The sequence below is a fragment of the Peribacillus sp. RS7 genome, assembly GCF_041956845.1.
Lineage (GTDB): Bacteria > Bacillota > Bacilli > Bacillales > DSM-1321 > Peribacillus.
In genome coordinates, this window is the sequence record NZ_CP168135.1 from 4,931,312 (window position 1) to 4,954,079 (window position 22,768).

The window sequence follows — 22,768 nt, forward strand, 5'->3', positions numbered from 1 at the left end:
GCGGAATTCAATGATAAAGTGCTAATGAATGCTGTCCTATTAAGACAGCATTCATTAGCACTTTAATAGAAATATAGGGCATTTAACCCTCCCTCACCCCACACTCTTGACGACTGGCGTCTAAGGTCTTTTCAACCCACAGCATGATCGAGTGCCTCCGTTTATAATGGCAAGGAGACATCACCAAATACTTTTATTACCGTTCGTAATAAAGAACGACATTCGAAAAATTTTTTTCTTTATAGGATTCTCTTCAGTAAATTGGTAAAACGGGTTTCTGGATTTTCGTTTAAAATGACTCCTACAATCTTTTCTTCAACAAATTGAAGGATTCTTTTTGTTGCTAAAGCCTTTTTCAACTCCGTTTTTCCATTATTGAAAACGAGTATGATACCATTGCAATAATTGGCTAAAATTTTCGTATCTGTAACTTCCAATATTGAAGGAGAGTCGATTAACACAATATCGTAATTCCTTTCGCACTGAACAAGGAATTCCTTCATGATTGGAACTCCCATGATTTCGCCTGGATTGAAAGGTATAGGACCACTGGTCAAAACATCTAAGTCACCCATTCCCGTTCTGTATACTGTATTATCAAGAGATGAGGCAGTATACTCAGATAAAATATTCGTCAACCCTGTTTTATTTGGAATCTTAAAAATTGAGTGAATCGTGGGGTTTCTTAGATTGGCATCTATTAGTAAAACCTTTTCTTTGTTTTGGGCCATTGAAACAGCAAGATTGGCAGCCGTGGTTGATTTACCTTCTCCGGATGTCGGGGAGGTTATCATAATGATATTCCTTTTCTTTGATACTGATGAGAACTTAATATTTGTTCGGATCGCCCTATACTGTTCGGAGATTAATGAATCTGGACTTGAATAAGCTACCAGGTTCCTTTTCTTTAGTGTATCTCCGAACTTTTGTTTACCAACCGCCATTCATTTCGCCTCACAATTCTGCTCTAGTTTCGTTCAAATGTTTAGCTTCTTTGATTTGTTGTATATTTCTTTTACTGACATTCGAATTCTTTTTATTCATTTTAGATACATGCCCTATAACTGGAAAACCAATGATATCTTCCACTTCTTGCTCACTACGAATAGTATAATCCAGTGAATTCAATAAAAATGTCAGCCCTATGCCCAAAAATAAACCTATTATTCCGCTCTTAATAATCGTTCCACTATTGTCTCCGTTAATGGGTACTAGGTCTACCTTTGCCGAGGACAAATTCCGTATGTTTTTAAAGTCCACTATATTAGGAGCTTCATTTTTAAATACTCTAGCCGTCGTATTGGCTATGTTGGCAGCCATATAAGGCTCAGATGCTGTGACACTGATACTGACAACTTCTGAATCCTCTACGCTAGTTACGTCTATTGCCCCAGCCAATGCTTCTGGAGACATCGATAATTCCATTTCATTGATAACTTTCTGTAAAACCGTTGTATCTTTTATTATGACTTGAAGGGTTTTCATTTTATCCTGATTGGCCTCTATGATAATTCTCGTAGACGCTTGGTATAGAGGGGTTGTGGTTAACGTTTTCAGATAACCTGCCAATATGAATAATAAAGTGACAATAATCACAATCCAGTAACGTCTACTAATGATTCCAATCAGTTCTTTTAAATTTATCTCTTTTGCAGGTTGATGATTTTCAAAGTTCCGTTTCGAGTAATTTGTCATTGAACCACCTTTTTCAATTTAACTTTTCTTTATTAAGAACAATGATAGCTTGACATAGTGTTAAATTACTATAATCAAGGACATTTTCTTCTGTGTTAAAATTCCTATGATTATATCCTTATTTTAGTTCTTTATAAAGAACGCGTCAACAGGTTATACCAATTTTTCGGGAATTTTTTCATGAATTAATCGATCATATAATATCCACTTCTCTCGTTAATAATTGCTTGAATAAACCTCTTTCTCTAGCCAGCGCATTATATTCACCTTTTTGTAATATCTTACCTTTTTCTAACACTAAGACTTGATCAGCATTCCTTATTGTGCTTAAACGGTGTGCTATGACAATGATGGTCATACTTCCTTGTAAATTTTCGATAGCTCTCTGAATTTTAGATTCGGTATCGTTATCAAGGGCGCTTGTAGCTTCATCCAAAACTAAAATGGATGGCCTTCTCAAAATAGCTCTTGCTAGAACTAGTCTTTGCCGTTCTCCTCCAGATAACCTAACCCCTCTGTCACCAATTACCGTATCCAGGTTTTGAGGCAATTTACGTACAAATTCATCAGCTGCTGAAAATTCCAGTGATTTCCATATCTTTTTGTCACTTGCATCGGGATCGACTATAAGCATGTTCTCTTTAATGCTTCCATTAAATAAAAATGGATCTTGGGAAACATAACTAATGGATTTCCTCAATCCGATTATTTCTTTTCTGGAGAGCTTTATTCCATCCACTAGAATTTGGCCCTGATCAGGAAGCAAGAGCCCCATGATTAAATCAATCAATGTGCTTTTACCTGCACCGGATGGACCAACAATGGCAGTCAACTTGTTAGCTGGTATAGCTATATTGATATTTTCCAGGGTAAAGTCTGTTTCAGTTTTGTTATAACGAAAAAAAAGATCCTGACATTCTAGTTTTTGTTCGATAACGATTGGCTTGATACTCTCAAGAATAAAAGCCTCATTGTGGCCTTTCGCTTCATCTTCAATTTTTAGAATGGATTTAAAAGCTGGAATAGTTGAAGATATATTTTCCAAATTACCTTGTATGGCTGTGAATCTGGGCCATAACCTTGAAAAAATAAGGAGAATGAGTAAAAGTTCTTCCTGTTGAGCAGCAAAAAGGGTAATCGATAAAAAAACGAATGCTGCTATCAATAGTGCAGACGATACTTTATAAGATAATTGGGAACTTGTGTTTAACTTAATGTATTCAATTTGTTCCTCGTTCATTTCTTTAGTTAAAGAACTAATCCAATTTACATGCGTTTTTTCTAAATGATAGCTTTTTATATCCTTTATCCCATTTAACTGATCGGTAACACTGGCTAAATAACTTAGAGCTAACTGAGAGGTCTTACTACCCAATGACTTAGCTTTTCTAATGAACCTTCTTGAAAATATGGCAAGAATCAAACCGGAAATCAATACAAATAAGGTTATTCTTGGGGCTAACCAAAATGCGACTCCAATTTGAAATAACGTAAAGATTGCTGAGGCTAATAATTGTAAAATTAGATTAATGCCCGCACTTACTCGTGCTAAATCGTTAGTCAACACGTTAATCAAATCCGATTTCCGGGACTTAATAAAGAACTCCCAGTTGGCATGTAATAATGACTTATATATTTCAATCCTTAAATGTCTAATATATGATTGTTGTATTCTTACATCACGTATTGATAGATTACGTTGTAGAACATTCTGGAAGATCACTAAAATAATATAAAAACCTAATATAATGGATAAGCTTATCATTTTAGGTAACTCGACCATCCAGGAGAGCATGGAAGGAAGATTATTTGATAAATCTATATCTATTACTCCACTGACACTAATCATCGGGACCAATAAAAGTATACCTATACTATCCATTAAGCTGACAATTACCATTCCAAGCATATTGATAAAGAGTATTTTCCCAGTGAAAGTGTACAACCTTTTGAAAAAGAATAACAGCTGTTTCATCTTATCCTCCTATGACATTTCTTGTATTCTCGTTTTTCTCCAAAACCATAAAAAAGGCCTCAAGGGAAAATACAAAAAATGGAACTTTCGAGGCAAAGGCAAGGTTATTGTATCCTCAAAATAAGGATGCAGAAAACTGAGAATGAATAACATTTTATTCTGAAATGACATAAGTGAAAATAGATGCTTTTTATGATAACTTGCAATCTCTTCAGATAGTGGTTCATCATGAAGGTTTATGAAACGTTGAATATAAAATAGAGCTTCTTGTGCCAATTGGTTGGAACGGCTGCCTGTTGTAAGTTGTTTCGCTTTTTTGTTTATCGGTGTATTTAAAAGTTGGGAAGCAAGGACTAATGTTTGACCAGCAACATGACTATATTGATATTTCTTAAGAAGGCTCATTATTTTGTCCCAATCCAAGTTTGTTTTGCAAAGGCGGTCGATATCCACTAACCAACGAAGGCGTGACCACCCATGACGTGCACCATGTGAAGTAAGAAATAAAAAAAGATCCTCATTCCCTAAACAATATATGGGATATGATGTTGGCAGTGAGCTAACCTTCTTTCTTTGCCATAATTCATTAAAAGTGGGCTCCTTGGCGGGACCTGGGTTTAAACGCCAATGAATTTCAAGTTTAATCTCTTTCTCTGCATGAAAATAGACAAAATGATGATGGCGCCATTTCCAATCATTTAATACAGTTTGTATATATTCATCTTTTACATATCCCATTTGGATTAAAAGGGACTCGACCTTATCAAGATCATCGATATTTACCAAAATATCAATATCACTTGATGTCCTTTGGGAGATATCTCCATATAAATCTGCTGCCAGTATGGGGCCTTTCAAAAATAGCGTCGAAATTTCATTTTCAAAAACCAGTCGGGAAATTTTTCCGATTTCACCACTTAGCTTTAACATTTTAAAGGTGTTTTTTTGATAATCGTAGAACATCGATTGAATAATGGTTGCAGGAATATATTTTGCGGATTTAAGTTTCGTATATATAAGTGGGTAAACCCGATGATGCCTGACTAGTTTCAAGAACAAATTCCAATCAAGGTTTGGTTCAACACTAATTGGAACCTGCTTGTTTTTTTCATTACCCAGACAATCCAATAAAAACTTTAATTCATTAGAGATGCTTGAAGAATCGAAATTGATTTTGCCATTCATTTAATTCCCTCTTTTAAGCTCTTTTTTTGTTTTAGCGAATTTCCCGACAACTATGAATTTACCCATTTCTTCTTTGCCCGTTACAAAATACGAACCACACCGTAACCAAGCATGAGCAATCAAATCACCTTTTTCATTTCTTGCCGTTCCTAAATAAAGTGTACTTTCCATCCCTCTTCTTTCTAGCATTTTCATACCCGCTATCGCTTTAACTAAGCATTGGCTCTCCCAGAATGTATAACTGCTCATGATATGTATGGCATCTGATATGTTCTTTAAAGTCTCTTTATCAAAATCCCTTATGGAATAAGTGGTTTCTTCCATGTAATTTCCTAGGAATCTTGCACTCTTTATAAATGGAATTAACTTATAAATACGGCCAATTGCTAAAAAAAATAAGGCTTCTATCAGTAAACTCTTCATACTCCAATTGAAAGATACGAAAGTGTTGATTTTTTTATAAAGATTCATCTTTTGCCCCTATATAAATTTAGATGATAATTGCTCAAGTTTCAGATAAAATAATTAACTCCTCATCATATAAATCGCTTAAAAAAGATAACACTTCTTCTTCGCATTCTTGGTGACTGACTTCATACTGTGACATCAACTTACCTATTAAATCACTAATTTTAATCGGTTCTTCCAATAAACTCCAAATTTCCCCACCAAGGACACCCAAATTATAATAATTCCCTTTTTCTATGCTTAGCATGACTGTTTCCCCATCCATATCACTAACTATATTCCCCGGATTTTGTGTAATTGTTTTATTTTTTGATAGTACTGATGCGTTAATCATTTATTTTCCCTCCTTTTATTATACTTAGTACCGTAGCAACAAGATCGTGGGCTGTGAATGTTGAGGTTGGACGACTTAATCGATATATTGGCACAGAATTAATACACTTTGCACAAATTTTGAAATGCCAATCCATCATATGCATCCTTTCAATAAGAGATCGTCTATAGGTATGCATGTGCAATACTTGAAATCGATGAAGATTTTCAATGGCTTGTAGGTCAATAGCTTCTATATCTGCCCCAGTTAACTCGAATATGCCTCCAAGGGGCAATGGTAGGTTATAAAAGTCTACCTGCACTGGTACCGAAAACTTTGTCATTCTATCGAATAAAGGTTGATAATCAGTCGAATTCATACCAAATGCATTTAAACTCTCCTGCCATAACTTTTGTTGAGGGTATGAGGGGATAACACATGGTTGGTTTTCCTCCATAAGAGATATAGCCACTACATCATCACTTAAAAGTTTGTACCCCTTATTTACGAAAGAGGAAGCTAAGGTGGATTTGCCAGCTCCTGATTCTCCAATAAAAGCATAAGCTTTTCCATCAATGGCTATTGCACTTCCATGAAGAGGCAACACCTTTCTTTGCATCAATAAAATCCCCAAACAGCTTCCTAAAATATAAAGCCGAACCTTATCTTCGTTGTAACTTTCACAAGATGAAAAAGTAATGGTTTTCCCTTCCTCTATAGAAAAAACAGCTAAACTTGGCACTTCAAACATAACGCGATTTCCTTCAACGACAAAACCTGTTCGATTTAAGGGATTTATTTTAGACCAATCAATTGATAAATCTTTCTTTGTAATCGTTAAGTCTACTACCCTTTCGTTATCTTTTGCTTTCTCTAATTCAGGAAGGGGAAGTTCACTTTCTACCATTAGCCCAAATGTGGTATACGTATATGTTTTTTCCGTGCCTAACATTCTCTTCACTCCAAACATATCATCACTGTTTTCATAAGAAACCCTTACACTTACAAGGTGTAAGGGCATAAATCATTTTAAATGAAACTTAGCTGAATTTTACCGGATCATCCGGATCTGGTTGAATCGCATCAGGAGTTCTCCTTCCTGGTCCAGCCATTGTTAAATTAACATTAAGTATTTCTAATTTTGGTTTTTTCCATTCTTTTTTCATCGTTTCACCTCCCTTCAAAAATGTTTCCTTATAAATCGTGACACTATTAAGGTTCGCATTAAAATTCTGAAATCATCATCAAAAACTTTTTCTGGAAGAGGGTTTTGTTCGACACTACTAAGTGCCTTCCTAACTTCCTCCATATTTAAAAATTCAGACATGACTTCATCTTTACTTAGACTCTGCATTTCTTCTATAAATGAACTCCATGATGATGCCATCCTATGAATTCCATCTGAACCTTGTATTCCGCGCGTTTTATTATTCAGCCTAACATTATCAGGCAGATAGCCCTTAGTGGCCCTTCTTATTAAGGAGCGATCCTGACCATTTAATACATATTGTGATTCTGGAACTGAATTACAAAATTGGATGATACGCAGATCGTTGGTTGGATCACGTTCAGCTATAGAATGTCTTAAGGATAGCTTGGTGGAAATATTCCCATTGATATTCCAATAGTACAATTGTTCAAATTGAGTTTTTTTCATAGTAAAAACATTTGTATTAATGGCACCTTTAACATCAATGTTATGTTCATCCAATTTGGTGAATACTTTCGTTCTTCTTGCGAATTCAGGGTTTATTAGCATCGGATATGGTTCTTCTGCTGATGATAATGATGGGAAGGCTTTTTTTCTTACCGCTGTCATAACTCTCGATTTGTTCACTCCATGATTTTCACTGAATGAATGTAATTCTTTGTAAAAGTGAATCATTTTAAACTGCTTTAATAAACTAGCTTGATAGTCTAAAGCATGTCCCCATGATATGGTCCAATTACCTCTTTGACCATTTAGTAGCACTCTGATATTTTCTTGTGCGGCTTTTTCATAAATTCCTTTTAACCAAAAACTATTTTCATAATATTTATAAGGCATTTCTAGCACTTCAAGCCAATCATCTATCTCGGATAACGGGCTTTTATCCTTAAAATCTAAATAGTTATCCTTGATATTTCCTACGTACTCTACAGTAGAAGAAATGAAAGGTCTCTCATTAGCAACTCTACTTTTAGGAGTCCAATCGACAAAATCCTCAACTGGTACATAGCTGTATGTATGTAATTGTTTTTTTTGCTCATCTAAAGCCTTGGCTGCAAAACTAACGACAGATCCTGAGTCCAGTCCCCCACTTAAATGTGAGCCAATATTGTAAGTGGTTCTTAATTTGGATCTCACTACCTTGTCAAAAACGTCCCGAAAAGCTTCCACATATTCTTCATTGGTCTTGAACTTTAGCTGCACTTCTTTTTTAATAAAGGAATACCTTGAAAAGGTTACCTCCCCATCAATAATGCTTATTGAATGTGAAGGTGGTATCTGTTTAATGTTCCGATAAACAGTTGAAGAAGGGTCTACTGATTCAACATTAATTGGAATAGCCAAAAACTCCGATAACCACTCCTCATTCAACCTTTTTTCTACATAAGGCAGTGTTAGCAGTGGCTCAATCGTCGTACAAAATGCTAATTTATCTTGATTTTTGAAGTAATAAAGAGTCCGACTGCCTGAAAAATCACGAGCTCCGAACAATTTACGTTGTTTTTGATCCCAAATCATAAACGCAAAGTCACCAACCAAATACTTTGGGGTTTCCTCTTCCCATTTATAATAGGCAAGAAGGATTAATTGACTATCCGTCATATACGGTCGATCAGAATTCTTAACCTGTAAACGATCAAATAATTCTTCTCGATTATCAATGATTGCATCGGCTGTAATCGCAAGTTGCCTGGCATAATCATAAAATGGCAGCGTTTCGTCTAGCGATTCAGGAGTTATCCACTGATTCTGGCACCCAAAAAAGATTCTTTCATCTGTCCATACTTGAATGCTGTCGGCCGGAAATTTATGTAATGATTTCATTAAAATCTCTCCATGATGGAGATTGATCGGTTCTTGGTTTAAATGTAAGAGGCCAGCGATTGCGCTCATTTTTTTCCTCCTGCCGGTTGAACATTCTTTATTATAAAATAATTCAATCAAATAATTTCGTTCTTAGAAAAGAATTTTATAAGCGATAATTAATCGAAATTCCCAATAATGTTCACTATAAAGAACATCCCTATGTATAAAGTACCACCTTCATTAATCTTCTGTCAATATACAACAAATGAATTTCACAAATATTTTAATTTCTTTATTATTTTACATTTATTTTAAATTTTGGAGGATTATTTTAATTAGTATATTGAATGCTTAACATGTTAATTGAATCTCATTACTCCTAAAACCGCAAAAATATTTTTCTGTAAATGGAGGTTTTTCATGAAATTTTATCCATAATATGAATATACTAATCTATAAGGGGAGTGATTCAGATAGCTTTTTTAAACGCCTTCAATAATTTTAAAAAAGGGAAAAAGTCCAAGAAAATAAAGAACATGGATTTTCGGGAACAGGACGTAAAGAAATCGTCTGAGCTCATTGGTAATAATGTAATTGTCCAAAATATAATTAACAATCACCTTTCAAAAAAAAATAACCACTTATAGGGTGGTTTTTTTAATTATCATGGGTAATCGTTTCAATCTTTTTCTATCTTCTCGCTTACTTCATAAATATAGTTATACTGTAAATAGTAATCGTATATGACATTTTGCAGGATCTTGAGTAGTGATTTATCGAATGTATCGAATTCAGTTTGATAACTATTTAAGACAGTGACAAATTTCCCGTCTGTGTTTTCAAAATAATGGAGAAGAAAATTCTTGTAATATTCACTATCACTATTGCTTTTATTCGAAATGCACGGATCTCCGGTTTCGATCGACTTATCAATCATGGCTTTGATGGATTTAGGCAGCTTAGCTTTCTTGAACTGGTTCAAGGTATAGATATCATAGGTAAAGGATAGTCCTAATTGATTGGAGTAAAAGTCCATGGCACATTCCAATGTATAGATTAAGGGTGTTTTAAAGTCTTTGCTGTTAGCAATTTCCTCTGATATCTCCAATTGATATTCCTCGGATGTTAAATATGCTGCAAATTTCATTTTCGAACTGCTGACGCTGAATACCTCATAAACGGCTGCGTCTTGTTTTTCAATTTCAATTTCGATATTAAAAAACTTAAAGTGCTTTAAACGGTAAAAAGCAATCGGTGCCAATAGGAAAAGCAGTATCCATACAAGGTATAGAAATAACGTGTTAAAGATGATTTGATAAAATTCTGATGTTACTATCGGTTCGATGATTAACGTTATCAATGTATGTTCAAAGCCTTGAGAAATAGGAGGATTTTGTGTAATTGTTGAATCAACGGCTTCCTCTGGCTTATTCCAAGTTTGGATACCTAATTGAGCCATCGCAACAAGGGTATAAATAAAAATTAAAATAGTTCCTATCACATAAAATTTTGGCATGAACCCTATAATTCTGTCGAAAACAGAAATCCGCTTATCTTTCTGCTCCTCTATAGCCAATGTGGTTGCTCCTTTTAAGATTGATAAATGCAGGAAAAGTCCTACAGGGACTCAGAAGTTCCTGGAGGCTTCCTATTTAATTTATATGTTTGAAATTATGTTAAAATACGTAAATATTGTTTATTGATTGACATATTCCAAAATACTTTCGACGTTTTCATTAACATAATAAATATTTCGTCATACAAAAAATGCCCATCCTCTTCAAAATTGAAAGGATGAGCTTAAAGTTTAAGTGATTTATTTAGGCTGGCTCTTTATCGCAAATTCCTCGACCTTCCTTAAAAACAACTCCATCGCTTTTGACGCTTCGAAATCTAACTTTCTCACGATTGAAAAAGGTCTTATAATGGGTTCATTTTTTAAATGAAAGGTTTTCAATTCATTGGATTTCAATTCTTTTTGTACAGTCAATCGGGATAACAAGGCAATGCCCAGCCCAGACATCACCGCTTCTTTCACTCCTTGGATACTGGTGAAAATAAAACTTTTCTTTATGTTCAGTTCCAGGCTGCTCAGAAGTTTATCCGAATATGCACGGGTTCCTGATCCTTGCTCCCTTAGTACCCATGTTTGGTTTTGGAGCAAGCTACCCTCGATAATATCCATCTGTGAAAGTGGATGAACAGGGGGGACGACGACAATCATCTCATCGTTCATGAATGGGCTGACATCTATATCTTTATAATCCGTTTCCCCCTCAATCAAACCTATATCAAGTTTATTCGAACGTATTCCTTGAATGACTTCATTAGAATTCGAGATGATGATTTGTATGTCCACCAGCGGATATTGAGCAGCATATTCCGCTAAAACTTTTGGAAGGTAGTATTCCCCGATCGTGAAACTTGCACCTATTTTCATCGTTCCGCTAACCACGTTATTAAAGTCATTTATTTCCCTTATTGCTGTCTCATAATGATTAAGCATTTGCTTTGCATGTCTATACAAAATTTTTCCCGGCTCTGTTATTTGAACTTGTTTGGGAGAACGGTAAATTAATTTCGTACCTAACTCATTTTCAAGATTCCTTATGTGAAGACTGACTCCTGGCTGCGACAGGTTCAGAATATCGCCTGCTCTAGAAAAGTTTTTCTGTTCGATTACGGTTACGAATACCTTTAAAGGATCCATGGTTACCTCCCTATATACTTATGCATTTTATTTTATCATAAGTATAAGTAATCATTGAAATAGCAAAAATATATTTCACTTATTTTTACTTAAGCTTTAAAGTAAAGGCATCAACACAGATGGAGTGATCACACTGGAACAAACAGAGGTTCAAACGAGAAAATTCGGATTTACAAAAGGAATAGCTTTGACTTTGCTAATTGCAATGGCAGCAAAATACTTAGCAGAGCTTCCATTCCTGCATATAATGGGACAGCTAGTCATTGCAATACTGATTGGTGTTGTTTGGAAATCGGTCATTGGCGTTCCTGCTTACGCTGTTGCAGGTACAAATTATTCAAGTAAAGTCCTTTTGAGAATGGGCATTATCCTATTGGGGATGCGCTTGAACTTGAAGGATATTTTTAATGCCGGCCCGAAAACATTTGCAGTTGGGGCCATTAGTCTTATATTTGCCATATTAGTAGTTTATGGGCTGACCCGTCTATTTAAAGTTGAGAAAAAACTAGGCATATTGACAGCTTGCGGAACAGGAATTTGTGGAGCTGCAGCCATCCTGGCAATTTCCACTCAAATTAAAGCAAAAGAAAAAGATACAGCAATCGCTGTAGCGACGGTTGCTGTTTTAGGTACAACCTTCACTTTCGGTTACACGATCCTTTACCCATTACTGGAGTTATCCGGGCCAGGATACGGTATATTTTCGGGTGCGACACTGCATGAAATTGCTCACGTCATCGCTGCGGCAGCACCAGGAGGAAATGAGGCAGTCGACTTGGCAGTCATGGTCAAATTGACTAGGGTTGCCCTACTCATTCCCGTTGCCATTTTAATTGGATTCATCATGAACTGGAAAGAGCGAGAAACAGACGGAAAGAAATTTTCCTGGAAGTCCGTTCAGGTACCATGGTTTATTTTTGGATTTTTATTAATGAGCGCCCTCTATTCAACTGGTGCAGTTCCCGAATCTATAGCTGATAAGCTTGTTATGCTTTCCTATATCCTCATGGCAATGTCAATGGCAGGACTAGGATTGAATATAGACCTCATAACTTTTAAAAAATATGGCGGTAAACCTTTTATTGCTGGAATGATCGGTTCTGTTTTATTAACGTGTCTCGGCTATGTATTGGTTCATGTTTTCCAGTTAAATTAACATTTCACTAAGAACAAGCATCCCTTAATCGGCATGCTTGTTCTTTACTGAGGGATGCGGGACATTGGCACCATAAAAAATTTCATCCATCTCCGTTTGTAGCCTTTCAATTATTTCCTCCCTTTCTTCTGTATTTAGCTTTTCCTCTGTATAACCGAATAAGTAATTATTGATATCGAATCTTTTTAGCTTACATTTTGTATGGAATATATTTTCCTGGTATACATTTACATCAATCATGTCATATAAACCCTTTACTTCTTCAGGAATATAGTTTTGAATGGAATTAATATCGTGATCAATGAACAATTTCCGGCCATCTTTATCTCTCGTAAATCCTCTAACACGGTAATCTATCGTGATAATGTCGGTATCGAAGGAATGTATGAGATAATTAAGGGCTTTAAGCGGAGATATTTCCCCACAAGTAGAGACATCGATATCGGCCCTGAATGTGCTAATGCCTTCATTTGGATGGAATTCAGGGTATGTATGTACGGTAATGTGGCTTTTATCAAGTTGCATGACCACATTATCAGGTAAAGGTCCTGGTGATTCCTCATAAGTCCCAGTGGGTACTTCAACGACAGGACCTTCTGAAACAAGAATGGTTACACTCGCGCCTTGAGGGACATAATCCTGTTTGGCTGTATTTAAAACGTGTGCTCCTATTAAATCAGAAACGTTATGCAAAATCTTCGAAAGCCTTTCTGCATTATATTGTTCATCGATATAATCCAGATATGCCTCTCTCTCTTCCCTGGTTTTTGTATAACAGACATCATACATATTAAAGCTTAAAGATTTCGTAAGATTATTAAAGCCATGAAGTTCAATACGTTGCTCTGGTGTAAGTTTCATGATTGATTCCCCTTTATTTTTTTACAACTACCCTTATAGTTACCCTTTTTCTGAAATAAAAAACTAAGCAGGCAAGGCTCAACTTCCATCTTCTAATAGGCAATAGTAATTTTCTGGTAAAGAAACCCAATAAAAAGAGCCATTGCATCAGCATTGGCTCTCAGACACAACTGATGAAAATGAGCCTATAGTTTTTTTATGGCTTGTACAATTTGAACGTTGATTTCCGCTCCAGGCACTCGCTTTCCGCGGGCGGTCCGGGAGCCTCCTCGGCTTGTGCCTGCGGGGTCTCCCCTAGACGCGCTTTTCCCGCAGGAGTCTCGCACCTTCCACTCCAATCAACTTTGTTATAAAATTTAGATTAAAAACATACCTGAGAGTTTAAGGTGTTACTTCGAATCAGTTGGTTTTGGAACATCACTTGAACCTATACAAGTCCTCGCACAAAAGAAGGATTATTTCGGGAAAAATGACTATTTTTACAATGACCACTTTGATTGTTACCTTTGCCCTTCGGACGAAATTTAAAAGTACTCAACAACTAAAGAAGGTTATCGTGAGTACAAATCGCCAAAACAAATTAGTGCAACATGCTTATCTTTATCACGATGTACAGAAAGCAAATATCATCAAAAGGGAGTGACACAGCGTCTGGCAAGCTTGTGTGGAAGAGGCAGATCATCTGCGTAATCATCAAGCTAAAACCTATATATGCGAAATGAAAGAAACGAAAGGGGTTCGGAATTTTTTATTCCGAACCCCTTTCGCCTAGAAACTAAGAGCCATTGCATCAACATTGGCTCTTTTATTGTCTTGACTTTGTTTTAGGCAGTATGAATTTTTTTCTTTTTAATCGGTGAAAGCAATCGTTCCAGCCATCCGAGTAAAAGATCTGACAGAATGGCCATCAATGCCGTCGGGATAGCTCCTGCAAGTATGATCGCGGTTCCATTTGAAGCATTCGTTCCCCTCACAATGATATCCCCCAGGCCACCTGCGCCCACGAATGTACCGACAGCAGTTACTCCTATTGCAACGACAAGTGCTGTACGTAAGCCAGCCATTATGACAGACATGGATAATGGCAGTTCAACCATTCTTAGTAACTGGAGCTTCGTCATCCCCATTGCCTTGCCAGATTCTAAATAAGCATGATCGATACTTGTAATTCCGACATATGTGTTCCTCAGGATTGGCAGTAAAGAGTATAGAAACAATGATAAGATTACCGTATTTGTTCCTAAGCCCATTACTAGCATTAGGAGAGCAAGCATAGCCAATGCTGGTGTGGTTTGTATGACATTCGTTATCGAAAATATCCAATTACTCAATTTCTTATGTTTCGCGATGAAAATGCCTATCGGGATGGCTACGATTGCAGCAAATAAAACTCCATAAGCGGACATTAAAAAGTGGCGATAAAACTCAGTAAGTACATACATCCAATTTTGGGAATAATAAGTTCCCAGCTGTTGCAAGGTTTCCATTGGTTTGCACCTCCCATTTATTCAAAATATTTATGTGCTTTAAGGAATTCAGTCGCTACGACCGATGGTTCTTTTAATTTCCCATCCACTTCATAGTTCAGTTCCTGCATGGTTTCAGTATTGATTTCGCCAATCAACTTGTTAAGTTCATCTTCAATCTCAGGATATTGTTCCAATAATTCTTCGGTAACGACCGGTGAACAGTCATACGGAGGGAAATATTGTTTATCATCTTCCAAAAGCTTCAAATCATTAACCTTAATCCGACCATCGGAAGAGTATGCAAGGACAATATCCATCTGACCGTTTTTGACTGCATCGTATACTAGGCCAATCTGCATCGGATAAGTTTCCCCAAATTCCAACCCATATGTATCGACGAACCCTTGATAGCCATCACCTTTTCTTTTCAGCCAAGCACTATCGACACCTAACCTTAAAATATCTGCATCCTTTTCCAGATCAGATATTTTCTTATATCCTTTTTCTTCTGCCAATTCATTTGAAATCGTAAAGGCATAGGTGTTATCGAATCCATAAGAATTAAAAAATTTGAATCCATATTGTTCTTTGAATTCCCTTTGTACAATTTCCATCGCCTTTTCTGGATCCTTTTCGATTTCCTGTCCCAGGACACTCGTTAAATCCGTCCCTGTATATCGAGTTGCGGCTATATCTATATCACCGCTCTCCATCGCTTTTTGCTGAACGAAATTCGAACCTAGATTTTTGACGATTTTCGTATCGAATTCCGTATTCCTTTCAAGGAGTTGAGCGATCATGTTCGCCAGGATTTCGGATTCGGTCATACTTTGGGCACCGATCTTTACAGTAGTTTCAGAAGATGAACCTAATCCTGGCAAAGAGCATCCGCTGATGATTAATGAACATACTATAAGGGCTATGAAAATTGAACTTCTCATTTTTTTATACATGGTATTCCTCCTCAAGCAACTTCCTTCATACCTTTTAATCCTTTTGGTACGACTTTTCGTTCAATGATCGAGAATACATAATCCACCAGGATAGCCATGATGATCACTGGAACTGCACCTGCGATGATATATTCTGTTTGGTATAAATTCAAACCGATAAATATGTAATCACCAAGACCTCCGCCTCCAATAAAGGAAGCCAAGGTTGCCCATCCAATTAGGTAGACGGAAGCCGTACGAATTCCAGCCATAATGACGGAAAGTGCAAGGGGGAATTCAACCAGACGAATCCTCTCCCAACTTGTCATTCCGATGCCCCGGCCGGATTCCAGCAGATTTTCATTTACGCCTTTAATGCCTGTGTATGTATTCCTGAGTATAGGTAAAACGGAATAGAAAAATAGCGCTATGATTGCAGGGGTTTTCCCAACACCGAGGAAAGGAATGAAAAAGGCAAGGACTGCTAAGCTCGGCAGTGTTTGCATAATGTTTGCAATTCCGATTATAATGGATGCGCTCCTTTTCATTCGGGTCAACATAATGCCTAGCGGTACGGCGATTATTATTCCAAGGAAAACAGCGATCATGGATATATATAAGTGCTCCCATGCCTTATAAATCAACTCTTGCCAGTTCGTCTGTAAAAAATCGAGCAATGTTTCCATCTCTTGCACCTCCTAAAACATTTCTGCCATTTCTGCCACTTGATTTTCTTCCTCTCCCCATAAACTGTCATAGACGATATCGACCAAGGTTGCCCTAGTAACTATTCCGACCAAAAGTTTATTCTGGTCAACTACCGGCACGTATTTGAATCCCCGTTTTAATATCTTCTGGACGGAATCACGGATTAAAGAATCCTGTTTCACTGAATAAACTTCAGTATTGATGACTTCACTGATAAATTTAGCTTTTTTTCGATATTCACTGATCGTTTCAATATCTACGTATCCTTTCAAAACATTTTGCTCATCGACCACAAGTAAAGAATCAACCCGTTTCTCGCGCATTATCGTAATAGCATCGGTAAGGGATTTTTCCTCTGTAATGGATATGGGATTACGACTCATGATTTGTTCAACCAACTCAACATTAGGTCTTGTTTGAAGCAAACGATCTTTACCGATGAATTCTTCCACAAACTCATTGGCTGGGTTTCTGAGGATTTCATCCGGTGTTCCAACTTGGACGATTTCACCAGCCTTTAAGATGACGATCCTGTCGGCTAGCTTAATGGCCTCATCCATATCATGGGTAACAAAAACGATTGTTTTATCAAGTGTGCGCTGCAGATTCTTAAATTCCTCCTGAAGGGCATCTCGGGTGATGGGATCCAGTGCGCCAAAAGGTTCATCCATTAAAATGAGCGGAGGATTGGAAGCAAGAGCTCTAAGTACGCCTATCCTTTGTTGCTGCCCTCCGCTCAATTCGTAGGGATACCTTTCCAGATACTCCGGTCCCATATCAACAAGCTGAAGCAATTCCAGTGCACGTTCTTTTTTCTTCTGATCATTCCATTTAAGAAGTTTTGGAACGAGGGTGATATTTTCAAGAATTGTCATATGGGGGAAAAGTCCGATTTGCTGGATAACGTACCCAATCTGCCTTCTTAGCTCGACTGGATCTTTATCCATTATATTTTCCCCATTAATAAGTATCTTGCCTTCAGATGGTTCAATAAGCCGGTTAATCATTTTCATAGTCGTTGTCTTACCACATCCACTCGGACCAATGAAGCAAATGAACTCCCCTTTTTTAATATCCAATGATATATTCTTTACAGCTTTCTTTCCTCCCTTATAGATTTTTGATACATTTTCGATTTTTAACACAACAAGCACCTCCATCTTTCGCATACAATTACAAATTTTACAAAAATATTAATTTTTCATATGCACAGTCTCTTTTACCCATAAGATAAATGGGATAAACCTTTTAATTAAAAAAACTAGTTCATTGTAATTATATTGAAGAAATGGAATAAAAAAACTACCTCATTTTAATTGAGGCAGTCAATAGATTTAAGTGATTAATAATGAATTAAAACCCGATATTTTCAGCAATCAGGGTTTTTATGTTTTCATCTGACCCTGTATAGAGTGTTGTCAAAGGAATGTCCCGATGACGCCTGGCAATTTTATCGTCGCCCATATTTCCGTATCGATCATGTAACTGCATGCATTTTTCGGATATTCGCTTGGACATCTCCGTGATCCAGTATTTAGCCATCGATACTTCAGTTATGATATTCTCGCCATTTATATGTTTACAGATCAAACCATCAACAAACGTTCTTCCCAACTGAATATCGGTCGTTATTTCAGCAATGGTAAACTGTGCCTTTTTAAATTCACTTATTTTCTTACCAAATACTTTTCGTCCTTTTATATAATTCACTGTTAAGTGGAGCATGTCTTTAGCTGCCATCAAAGACCCAATCGCACACATAAGTCTTTCCTGCTGCAGTTTTTGTATTATATATGAAAGGCCCCTCCCTTCCTCCCCAAGGAGGTTCCCAACTGGAACTGGAGCATCATCGAAAAATAGTTCGGATGTGTCTGAGCTATCCTGGCCTGCTTTTTCAAGCTTTCTGCCTCGGGTAAACCCTGGAGTATCTTTATCTACTAGCAACAAACTGATTCCATCATGGGAAGGAACAGGATCATGATCAGTTTTGCATGCTACTATCATGAAGTCGGCTTTAAAGCCATTTGTGATAAACGTTTTAGCTCCATTTACAATATAATACCCATCTTTCTTGATGGCAGTTGTTTGGATGTTCGCTAATTCTGAACCCATTCCTGTCTCTGCCAATGCAAAGGCGGTAATCATTTCTCCTGTAATGAACTTAGGTAAATATCTTTGTTTTTGATCCATTGTTCCGAATGAAGCAATATAAGGGGCTACAACATCAGAATGAATTGATATTCCTCTTAAGGCTGATCCAACCATTTCGAATTCTTCTGCCAATACAACTGAATATCCGAAATCTGCTCCTACCCCACCGAATTCCACATCAAGCCAAGGACATAAAAGTCCGTTATCCCCAACTTTTTTCCAAAAGGAGCGAGGGATCCCCCCCTCTTTTTCCCACTGATCATAAAAGGGGACAGCCTCCTTGTCGAGAAATTCACGAATTGACTGTTTAAATAATAAGTGTTTTTCCGTGAGGAAAGAACGTGAATCATTCATATTGATCGCCATCGTGCCAATCATGGGTTAACCTCCATTCGCTAATGATATAATCCACTACCATGATCAAGATAAATATGATAAATGTCTCGATGTAATCGCTTACACAAAATCACGAAACTGTTAAAATGGCCCACAATATTCATGTTCAACAAAAGATTTGAATTCCCTTTTCAAAATCTATTTTTTACCATTTTGAATTTATTTTTGATTATATTAATTGAAAAGAAATCCGATTTAAGAAAAAGATGGTTAATACTTAACTGCTTAAATATGGTTTAACCATATATTCTAGCGAGGTTATTTTTGAAATATTATATATCATTATTTTAAGATTTATTGAAATATCGAGTTCGTACAAAAGGAAATTTCATCACTAGATGGCACTTGGGGAAGCAAGTCTGGTTATCAAATGAAGGCGATCGTATAAAAGTGTTATAACTCCTTAATCCAATCGAAAGTTAAAGTAATGGATAGTTAAGTAAAATAGTAAAAAGACTTCCATACTGAAGGAAATCCTTTTTACCTGTAAATGATTAGAGTATGAGTACGGTTGTCTAAGTCCTATTTAAAATTGGCAAGCATTTGTTTAATGGCTTCCAGTATTGAATTTGTGGATTCCCTATTCAATCCAAGACTTGATCGTTACTAAAGCATGAATCACCAGGATTTATGTAACATCCGAAGGAATTAAAAGTTTATTTATTTTTATGTTATTTTTTTGTATTTCTCCTTTTCGCTGCTAAGCTTTGCGACATCCTCATCTTATCAATTGGACTTTTCACGCTCAAACTCTATTTCATTCATTACATGAATACTTTCCCCCATAGTTACATAATAAAATGATGTTTTAACAACCTTCATTAAAGATAAAGCACGTGTAAGCAGAATAAGAAACAGTTATATAACAACGTTCATGATATAATTATCATAGAAACCGTTTACAGAAATAAAACAAAATGATCAGTCAGAAAATTCATTCTTTTAGGAGTCGATGAAAGTTGACAGTGGACAATAAAATAAGTAAAGAACAAACTATTTTTAATCACATTGGAAATAAAATCAAAACGGAAGATAGAGAAATTAATATAATTACTAGATTAGAAGAACCTCTAATTGTGGTTTTAGAAAATGTTTTGAGTGACGAAGAATGTGACGAACTTATTAGATTGTCAAAAGACAAAATGCATCGTTCTAAAATTGGAGTTACACACGAATTAAATGAGATAAGAACAAGTAGTAGTATGTTTTTTCAAGATAATGAAAATGACATCATTTCCAAAATTGAAAAAAGAGTATCATCAATCATGAATATACCCATTGAACATGGGGATGGTATTCAAATTCTTAAATATACTCCTGGTCAAGAATATAAAGCTCACTTTGATTTTTTTACATCTACAAGTAAAGCCGCAAAAAATAATAGAATTAGCACAATCATCATGTACTTAAATGATGTGGAGCAAGGGGGGGAAACTTTTTTTCCTAAACTGAACTTTTCAGTGTCCCCACAAAAAGGCATGGCGGTGTATTTCGAATATTTCTATAACGATAAAAAACTAAACGAACTAACTTTACACGGTGGAGCGCCAGTTATAACCGGAGAAAAATGGGTTGCAACACAATGGATGAGAAGACAAAAATAGACTACAGATTTCCCACATGACTGTCCAAGCCAATCCTTTATATCTTTTATTAATGGATGAAGAATGAAGTGCGGGCAAAAAACTATTGGAATGAACAATTTTAATTTTTCTTAATGAACTAATGTACCTATTAGTTCATTAGGAATCTGCCTATTTAAAATGGGCACACGTTGAGTTCATAAAAAAAGAAAGATCAACAGCCAAGAAGACTTGTCCATTGAACCTCCAAAACTTCATCTCTTCTTTTATATGTTTATAAGGCAAAATATTTATAGCAATCCCACCGTTATCGTTATATGTACTGGTAAATTTTTGCGTCTATTTCAAGCATCAGCATGAATTGATGAATTCGTTTCATTCAAGTTCAAGTTCCTAGGCGTTCTGATCCCAATATTGAATATGTATTCCAACTATCAAGGGTTTTAAAATGCTCTTTTTCTAAAATTTTATTTAATTCCAAAATATTGGCTGGCGGAACTTCCCTGAGGCTCCTAAGCTGTGCAAATCCTAATTCTGATTAGCCTTTCTTTGCATTTACTTTCCCCAATTCAGCATGTTAGGGACTTAAACTCTAATGATCATTTTCCTCTGTTACTATTTCTAAAAATATCGTAATCAGTCTTAATGTAATGAAATACCTTTGCGTTACCATTATGGTCTGGATGAGTTATTTTTAACAACCCTTTATATCCTGCTAACACTTCTTTATTACTCGCCATTTTTGAAAGCCCTAATTTTTTAATATAATCATTTGTATGAGTAGTGGAGCCTAGATTGTATTTGTCCCTTAGGTTCTCTTTTACTTTTATCAATTCATTACGTAATTCAATATTTTCTTTTAATAAATCCTTTGTTTCTTTTTGTAATTCACTTTTCTCATTCTTTAGAATTACAACTTCCTTTTTAAACATATCCCTTTGCTGAATCAATATTTTTTTTGAAGTCTCATTAAGTTCTTCAATTCCTTCTATATGCTTTTCTTGAGCTTGTATTTTTAATTTTAACCGGTGTATGATTTCATCCTTATTTTGATCGATAGAATCATTTATAGCCAGCCTTGAGGCTGTGTCATCGATTATGTATCCAGATTTCCTCTTCCCGTTTCCCTCGTATTTAATTTTCCCTTCTCGCAGCCAACGTCTGACTGTTTGTATACTACTACTTTCTGTTACCCCTGCATCCTTTAACAAGTCGAATGCTTGATCTGTGTCATCCATTATGTATCCAGTTTTTCTATTCCCGTTTCCTCCCTCGTATTTAATTTTCCCTTCTCGCAGCCAACGTCTGACAGTTTGTATACTACTACTTTCTGTTACCCCTGCATCCTTTAACAGGTCGAAAGCTTGATCTGTGTTCACAATGTTCCCCCTTCCCCCATATTACGCCATGTAAAGTTACTGAGTGATATTAGCTTATTAATAGAAAAAAATGAATCTATTCAACATTGGTAAATAACAGGCTTTGGATGATGTGGCAGATTGGCGAGAAAATGATCAATATATATTTGAATTGATTTAAGTCAATTTTCATATAAAACGATCCATTATATAAATTTAGTTCATTCAAGACTTGCATTTTTTCGTTTTTAACGCCCAATTTTCAGCACTGCGTGTAATCTCCCCTAATGGCGATATGATATTTCATTTTTCATATGTTGTTACATCCTATTTGGCTAGTATGTATGCTAATGGTTTAAATGATAGCATAGCCATTTTCTATACAAAGAACAAACAGATAAAGAATAGATGACAGATATCACAAAAGGATAACGATAACGTATCAAAATCATGAAATGGCACTGGAATAATCAATGTAAGGGGTATTTTTTGAGCTAATAATATTCAAATCTTTTTCCGGGAGCCTACATCATGCATAAACGTGGTCTTATTCTTCTTTTGATACCTGATATGCTTAACGTGTGGGAGGATCTTTAGCTGCTCATGAAAAGCGATAAGGATCACAGCTAAATTCCATAAGAAGGACCTGAAGCAAAACGTGGATTTTACAACGTTAGGGATATTCCAATATTAAGAATCCCAATCTCTCAGTGATATAAATGAGAAATCGGGATTTTTTTGCGCCTTAAGTTGAAACTTGATTCACCAAAACAGCCGCTTTTGATTTTTTCC

General features: G+C 36.1%; 20 protein-coding genes. 2 read left to right on the forward strand and 18 right to left on the reverse strand.

From position 1 onward, the window contains the following. Positions 1 to 239: 239 nt before the first annotated feature. From ACDZ29_RS24485 to ACDZ29_RS24535, 11 genes are all read right to left on the reverse strand, one after another. Positions 240 to 944, reverse strand: coding sequence for a CpsD/CapB family tyrosine-protein kinase (locus ACDZ29_RS24485; RefSeq protein ID WP_375088976.1), 705 nt, complete (start codon positions 942 to 944; stop codon positions 240 to 242). A gap of 10 nt (positions 945 to 954) precedes the next feature. After that, on the reverse strand, positions 955 to 1,695 hold the full coding sequence (locus tag ACDZ29_RS24490) for a YveK family protein (protein ID WP_289335196.1): 741 nt from the start codon (positions 1,693 to 1,695) through the stop codon (positions 955 to 957). 193 nt (positions 1,696 to 1,888) lie between these two features. Beyond that, complete coding sequence (locus ACDZ29_RS24495) at positions 1,889 to 3,670, reverse strand: ABC transporter ATP-binding protein (protein WP_375088977.1); 1,782 nt, start codon at positions 3,668 to 3,670, stop codon at positions 1,889 to 1,891. Positions 3,671 to 3,679: 9 nt separating this feature from the next. Continuing rightward, positions 3,680 to 4,855 (reverse strand): nucleotidyltransferase family protein, encoded by a 1,176-nt coding sequence (locus ACDZ29_RS24500; protein WP_375088978.1) that lies wholly within the window; start codon positions 4,853 to 4,855, stop codon positions 3,680 to 3,682. Continuing rightward, positions 4,856 to 5,326, reverse strand: a complete 471-nt coding sequence (locus ACDZ29_RS24505; RefSeq protein ID WP_370015171.1) for a lasso peptide biosynthesis B2 protein — start codon at positions 5,324 to 5,326, stop codon at positions 4,856 to 4,858. A 34-nt stretch (positions 5,327 to 5,360) separates the two neighbouring features. Further along, positions 5,361 to 5,657 carry a lasso peptide biosynthesis PqqD family chaperone gene (locus ACDZ29_RS24510; RefSeq protein WP_370015172.1) on the reverse strand — a complete coding sequence of 99 codons (297 nt, stop codon included), beginning with the start codon at positions 5,655 to 5,657 and terminating at the stop codon, positions 5,361 to 5,363. After that, the gene (locus tag ACDZ29_RS24515; protein WP_375088979.1) at positions 5,650 to 6,588 is read right to left on the reverse strand and encodes an aldolase; all 939 of its coding nucleotides are present in this window, start codon (positions 6,586 to 6,588) and stop codon (positions 5,650 to 5,652) included. The genes ACDZ29_RS24510 and ACDZ29_RS24515 overlap by 8 nt, the downstream gene beginning before the upstream one ends. A gap of 88 nt (positions 6,589 to 6,676) precedes the next feature. Further along, positions 6,677 to 6,802 carry a paeninodin family lasso peptide gene (locus ACDZ29_RS24520; RefSeq protein WP_370015175.1) on the reverse strand — a complete coding sequence of 42 codons (126 nt, stop codon included), beginning with the start codon at positions 6,800 to 6,802 and terminating at the stop codon, positions 6,677 to 6,679. A 14-nt stretch (positions 6,803 to 6,816) separates the two neighbouring features. Next, the gene (locus tag ACDZ29_RS24525) at positions 6,817 to 8,739 is read right to left on the reverse strand and encodes an asparagine synthase-related protein (RefSeq protein WP_375088980.1); all 1,923 of its coding nucleotides are present in this window, start codon (positions 8,737 to 8,739) and stop codon (positions 6,817 to 6,819) included. A 592-nt stretch (positions 8,740 to 9,331) separates the two neighbouring features. Further along, entirely contained in the window at positions 9,332 to 10,228 is an 897-nt protein-coding gene (locus tag ACDZ29_RS24530) for a hypothetical protein (protein WP_289325172.1), read from the reverse strand. Positions 10,229 to 10,468: 240 nt separating this feature from the next. Continuing rightward, positions 10,469 to 11,362, reverse strand: a complete 894-nt coding sequence (locus tag ACDZ29_RS24535; RefSeq protein ID WP_375088981.1) for a selenium metabolism-associated LysR family transcriptional regulator — start codon at positions 11,360 to 11,362, stop codon at positions 10,469 to 10,471. 133 nt (positions 11,363 to 11,495) lie between these two features. Between ACDZ29_RS24535 and ACDZ29_RS24540 the strand changes: the two genes are divergently transcribed. Continuing rightward, positions 11,496 to 12,518, forward strand: a complete 1,023-nt coding sequence (locus tag ACDZ29_RS24540; protein WP_375091214.1) for a YeiH family protein — start codon at positions 11,496 to 11,498, stop codon at positions 12,516 to 12,518. A gap of 24 nt (positions 12,519 to 12,542) precedes the next feature. On the opposite strand, the gene speD is transcribed toward ACDZ29_RS24540, so the two are convergent. The 6 genes from speD to ACDZ29_RS24570 all read right to left on the reverse strand — a co-directional run bounded on the left by speD (position 12,543) and on the right by ACDZ29_RS24570 (position 19,017). Continuing rightward, on the reverse strand, positions 12,543 to 13,379 hold the full coding sequence (gene speD, locus ACDZ29_RS24545; protein ID WP_289325174.1) for an adenosylmethionine decarboxylase: 837 nt from the start codon (positions 13,377 to 13,379) through the stop codon (positions 12,543 to 12,545). A gap of 824 nt (positions 13,380 to 14,203) precedes the next feature. Next, a complete protein-coding gene (locus ACDZ29_RS24550) occupies positions 14,204 to 14,866 on the reverse strand; it encodes an ABC transporter permease (protein WP_375088982.1) in 663 nt (220 codons plus the stop codon). A 17-nt stretch (positions 14,867 to 14,883) separates the two neighbouring features. Continuing rightward, entirely contained in the window at positions 14,884 to 15,801 is a 918-nt protein-coding gene (locus ACDZ29_RS24555; RefSeq protein ID WP_375088983.1) for an osmoprotectant ABC transporter substrate-binding protein, read from the reverse strand. 11 nt (positions 15,802 to 15,812) lie between these two features. Beyond that, positions 15,813 to 16,466, reverse strand: coding sequence for an ABC transporter permease (locus ACDZ29_RS24560; RefSeq protein ID WP_289325176.1), 654 nt, complete (start codon positions 16,464 to 16,466; stop codon positions 15,813 to 15,815). A gap of 12 nt (positions 16,467 to 16,478) precedes the next feature. Further along, positions 16,479 to 17,633: a betaine/proline/choline family ABC transporter ATP-binding protein gene (locus ACDZ29_RS24565; RefSeq protein ID WP_375088984.1), complete on the reverse strand. Its 1,155-nt coding sequence runs from the start codon at positions 17,631 to 17,633 to the stop codon at positions 16,479 to 16,481. Between the two features lie 208 nt (positions 17,634 to 17,841). Then, the gene (locus ACDZ29_RS24570) at positions 17,842 to 19,017 is read right to left on the reverse strand and encodes an acyl-CoA dehydrogenase family protein (protein WP_375088985.1); all 1,176 of its coding nucleotides are present in this window, start codon (positions 19,015 to 19,017) and stop codon (positions 17,842 to 17,844) included. A 977-nt stretch (positions 19,018 to 19,994) separates the two neighbouring features. Here ACDZ29_RS24570 and ACDZ29_RS24575 point away from each other — a divergent pair. Then, a complete protein-coding gene (locus ACDZ29_RS24575) occupies positions 19,995 to 20,639 on the forward strand; it encodes a 2OG-Fe(II) oxygenase (RefSeq protein WP_375088986.1) in 645 nt (214 codons plus the stop codon). 578 nt (positions 20,640 to 21,217) lie between these two features. Here the strand turns inward: ACDZ29_RS24575 and ACDZ29_RS24580 are convergent. Then, the gene (locus tag ACDZ29_RS24580; protein WP_289325180.1) at positions 21,218 to 21,856 is read right to left on the reverse strand and encodes a hypothetical protein; all 639 of its coding nucleotides are present in this window, start codon (positions 21,854 to 21,856) and stop codon (positions 21,218 to 21,220) included. Positions 21,857 to 22,768 lie beyond the last annotated feature (912 nt).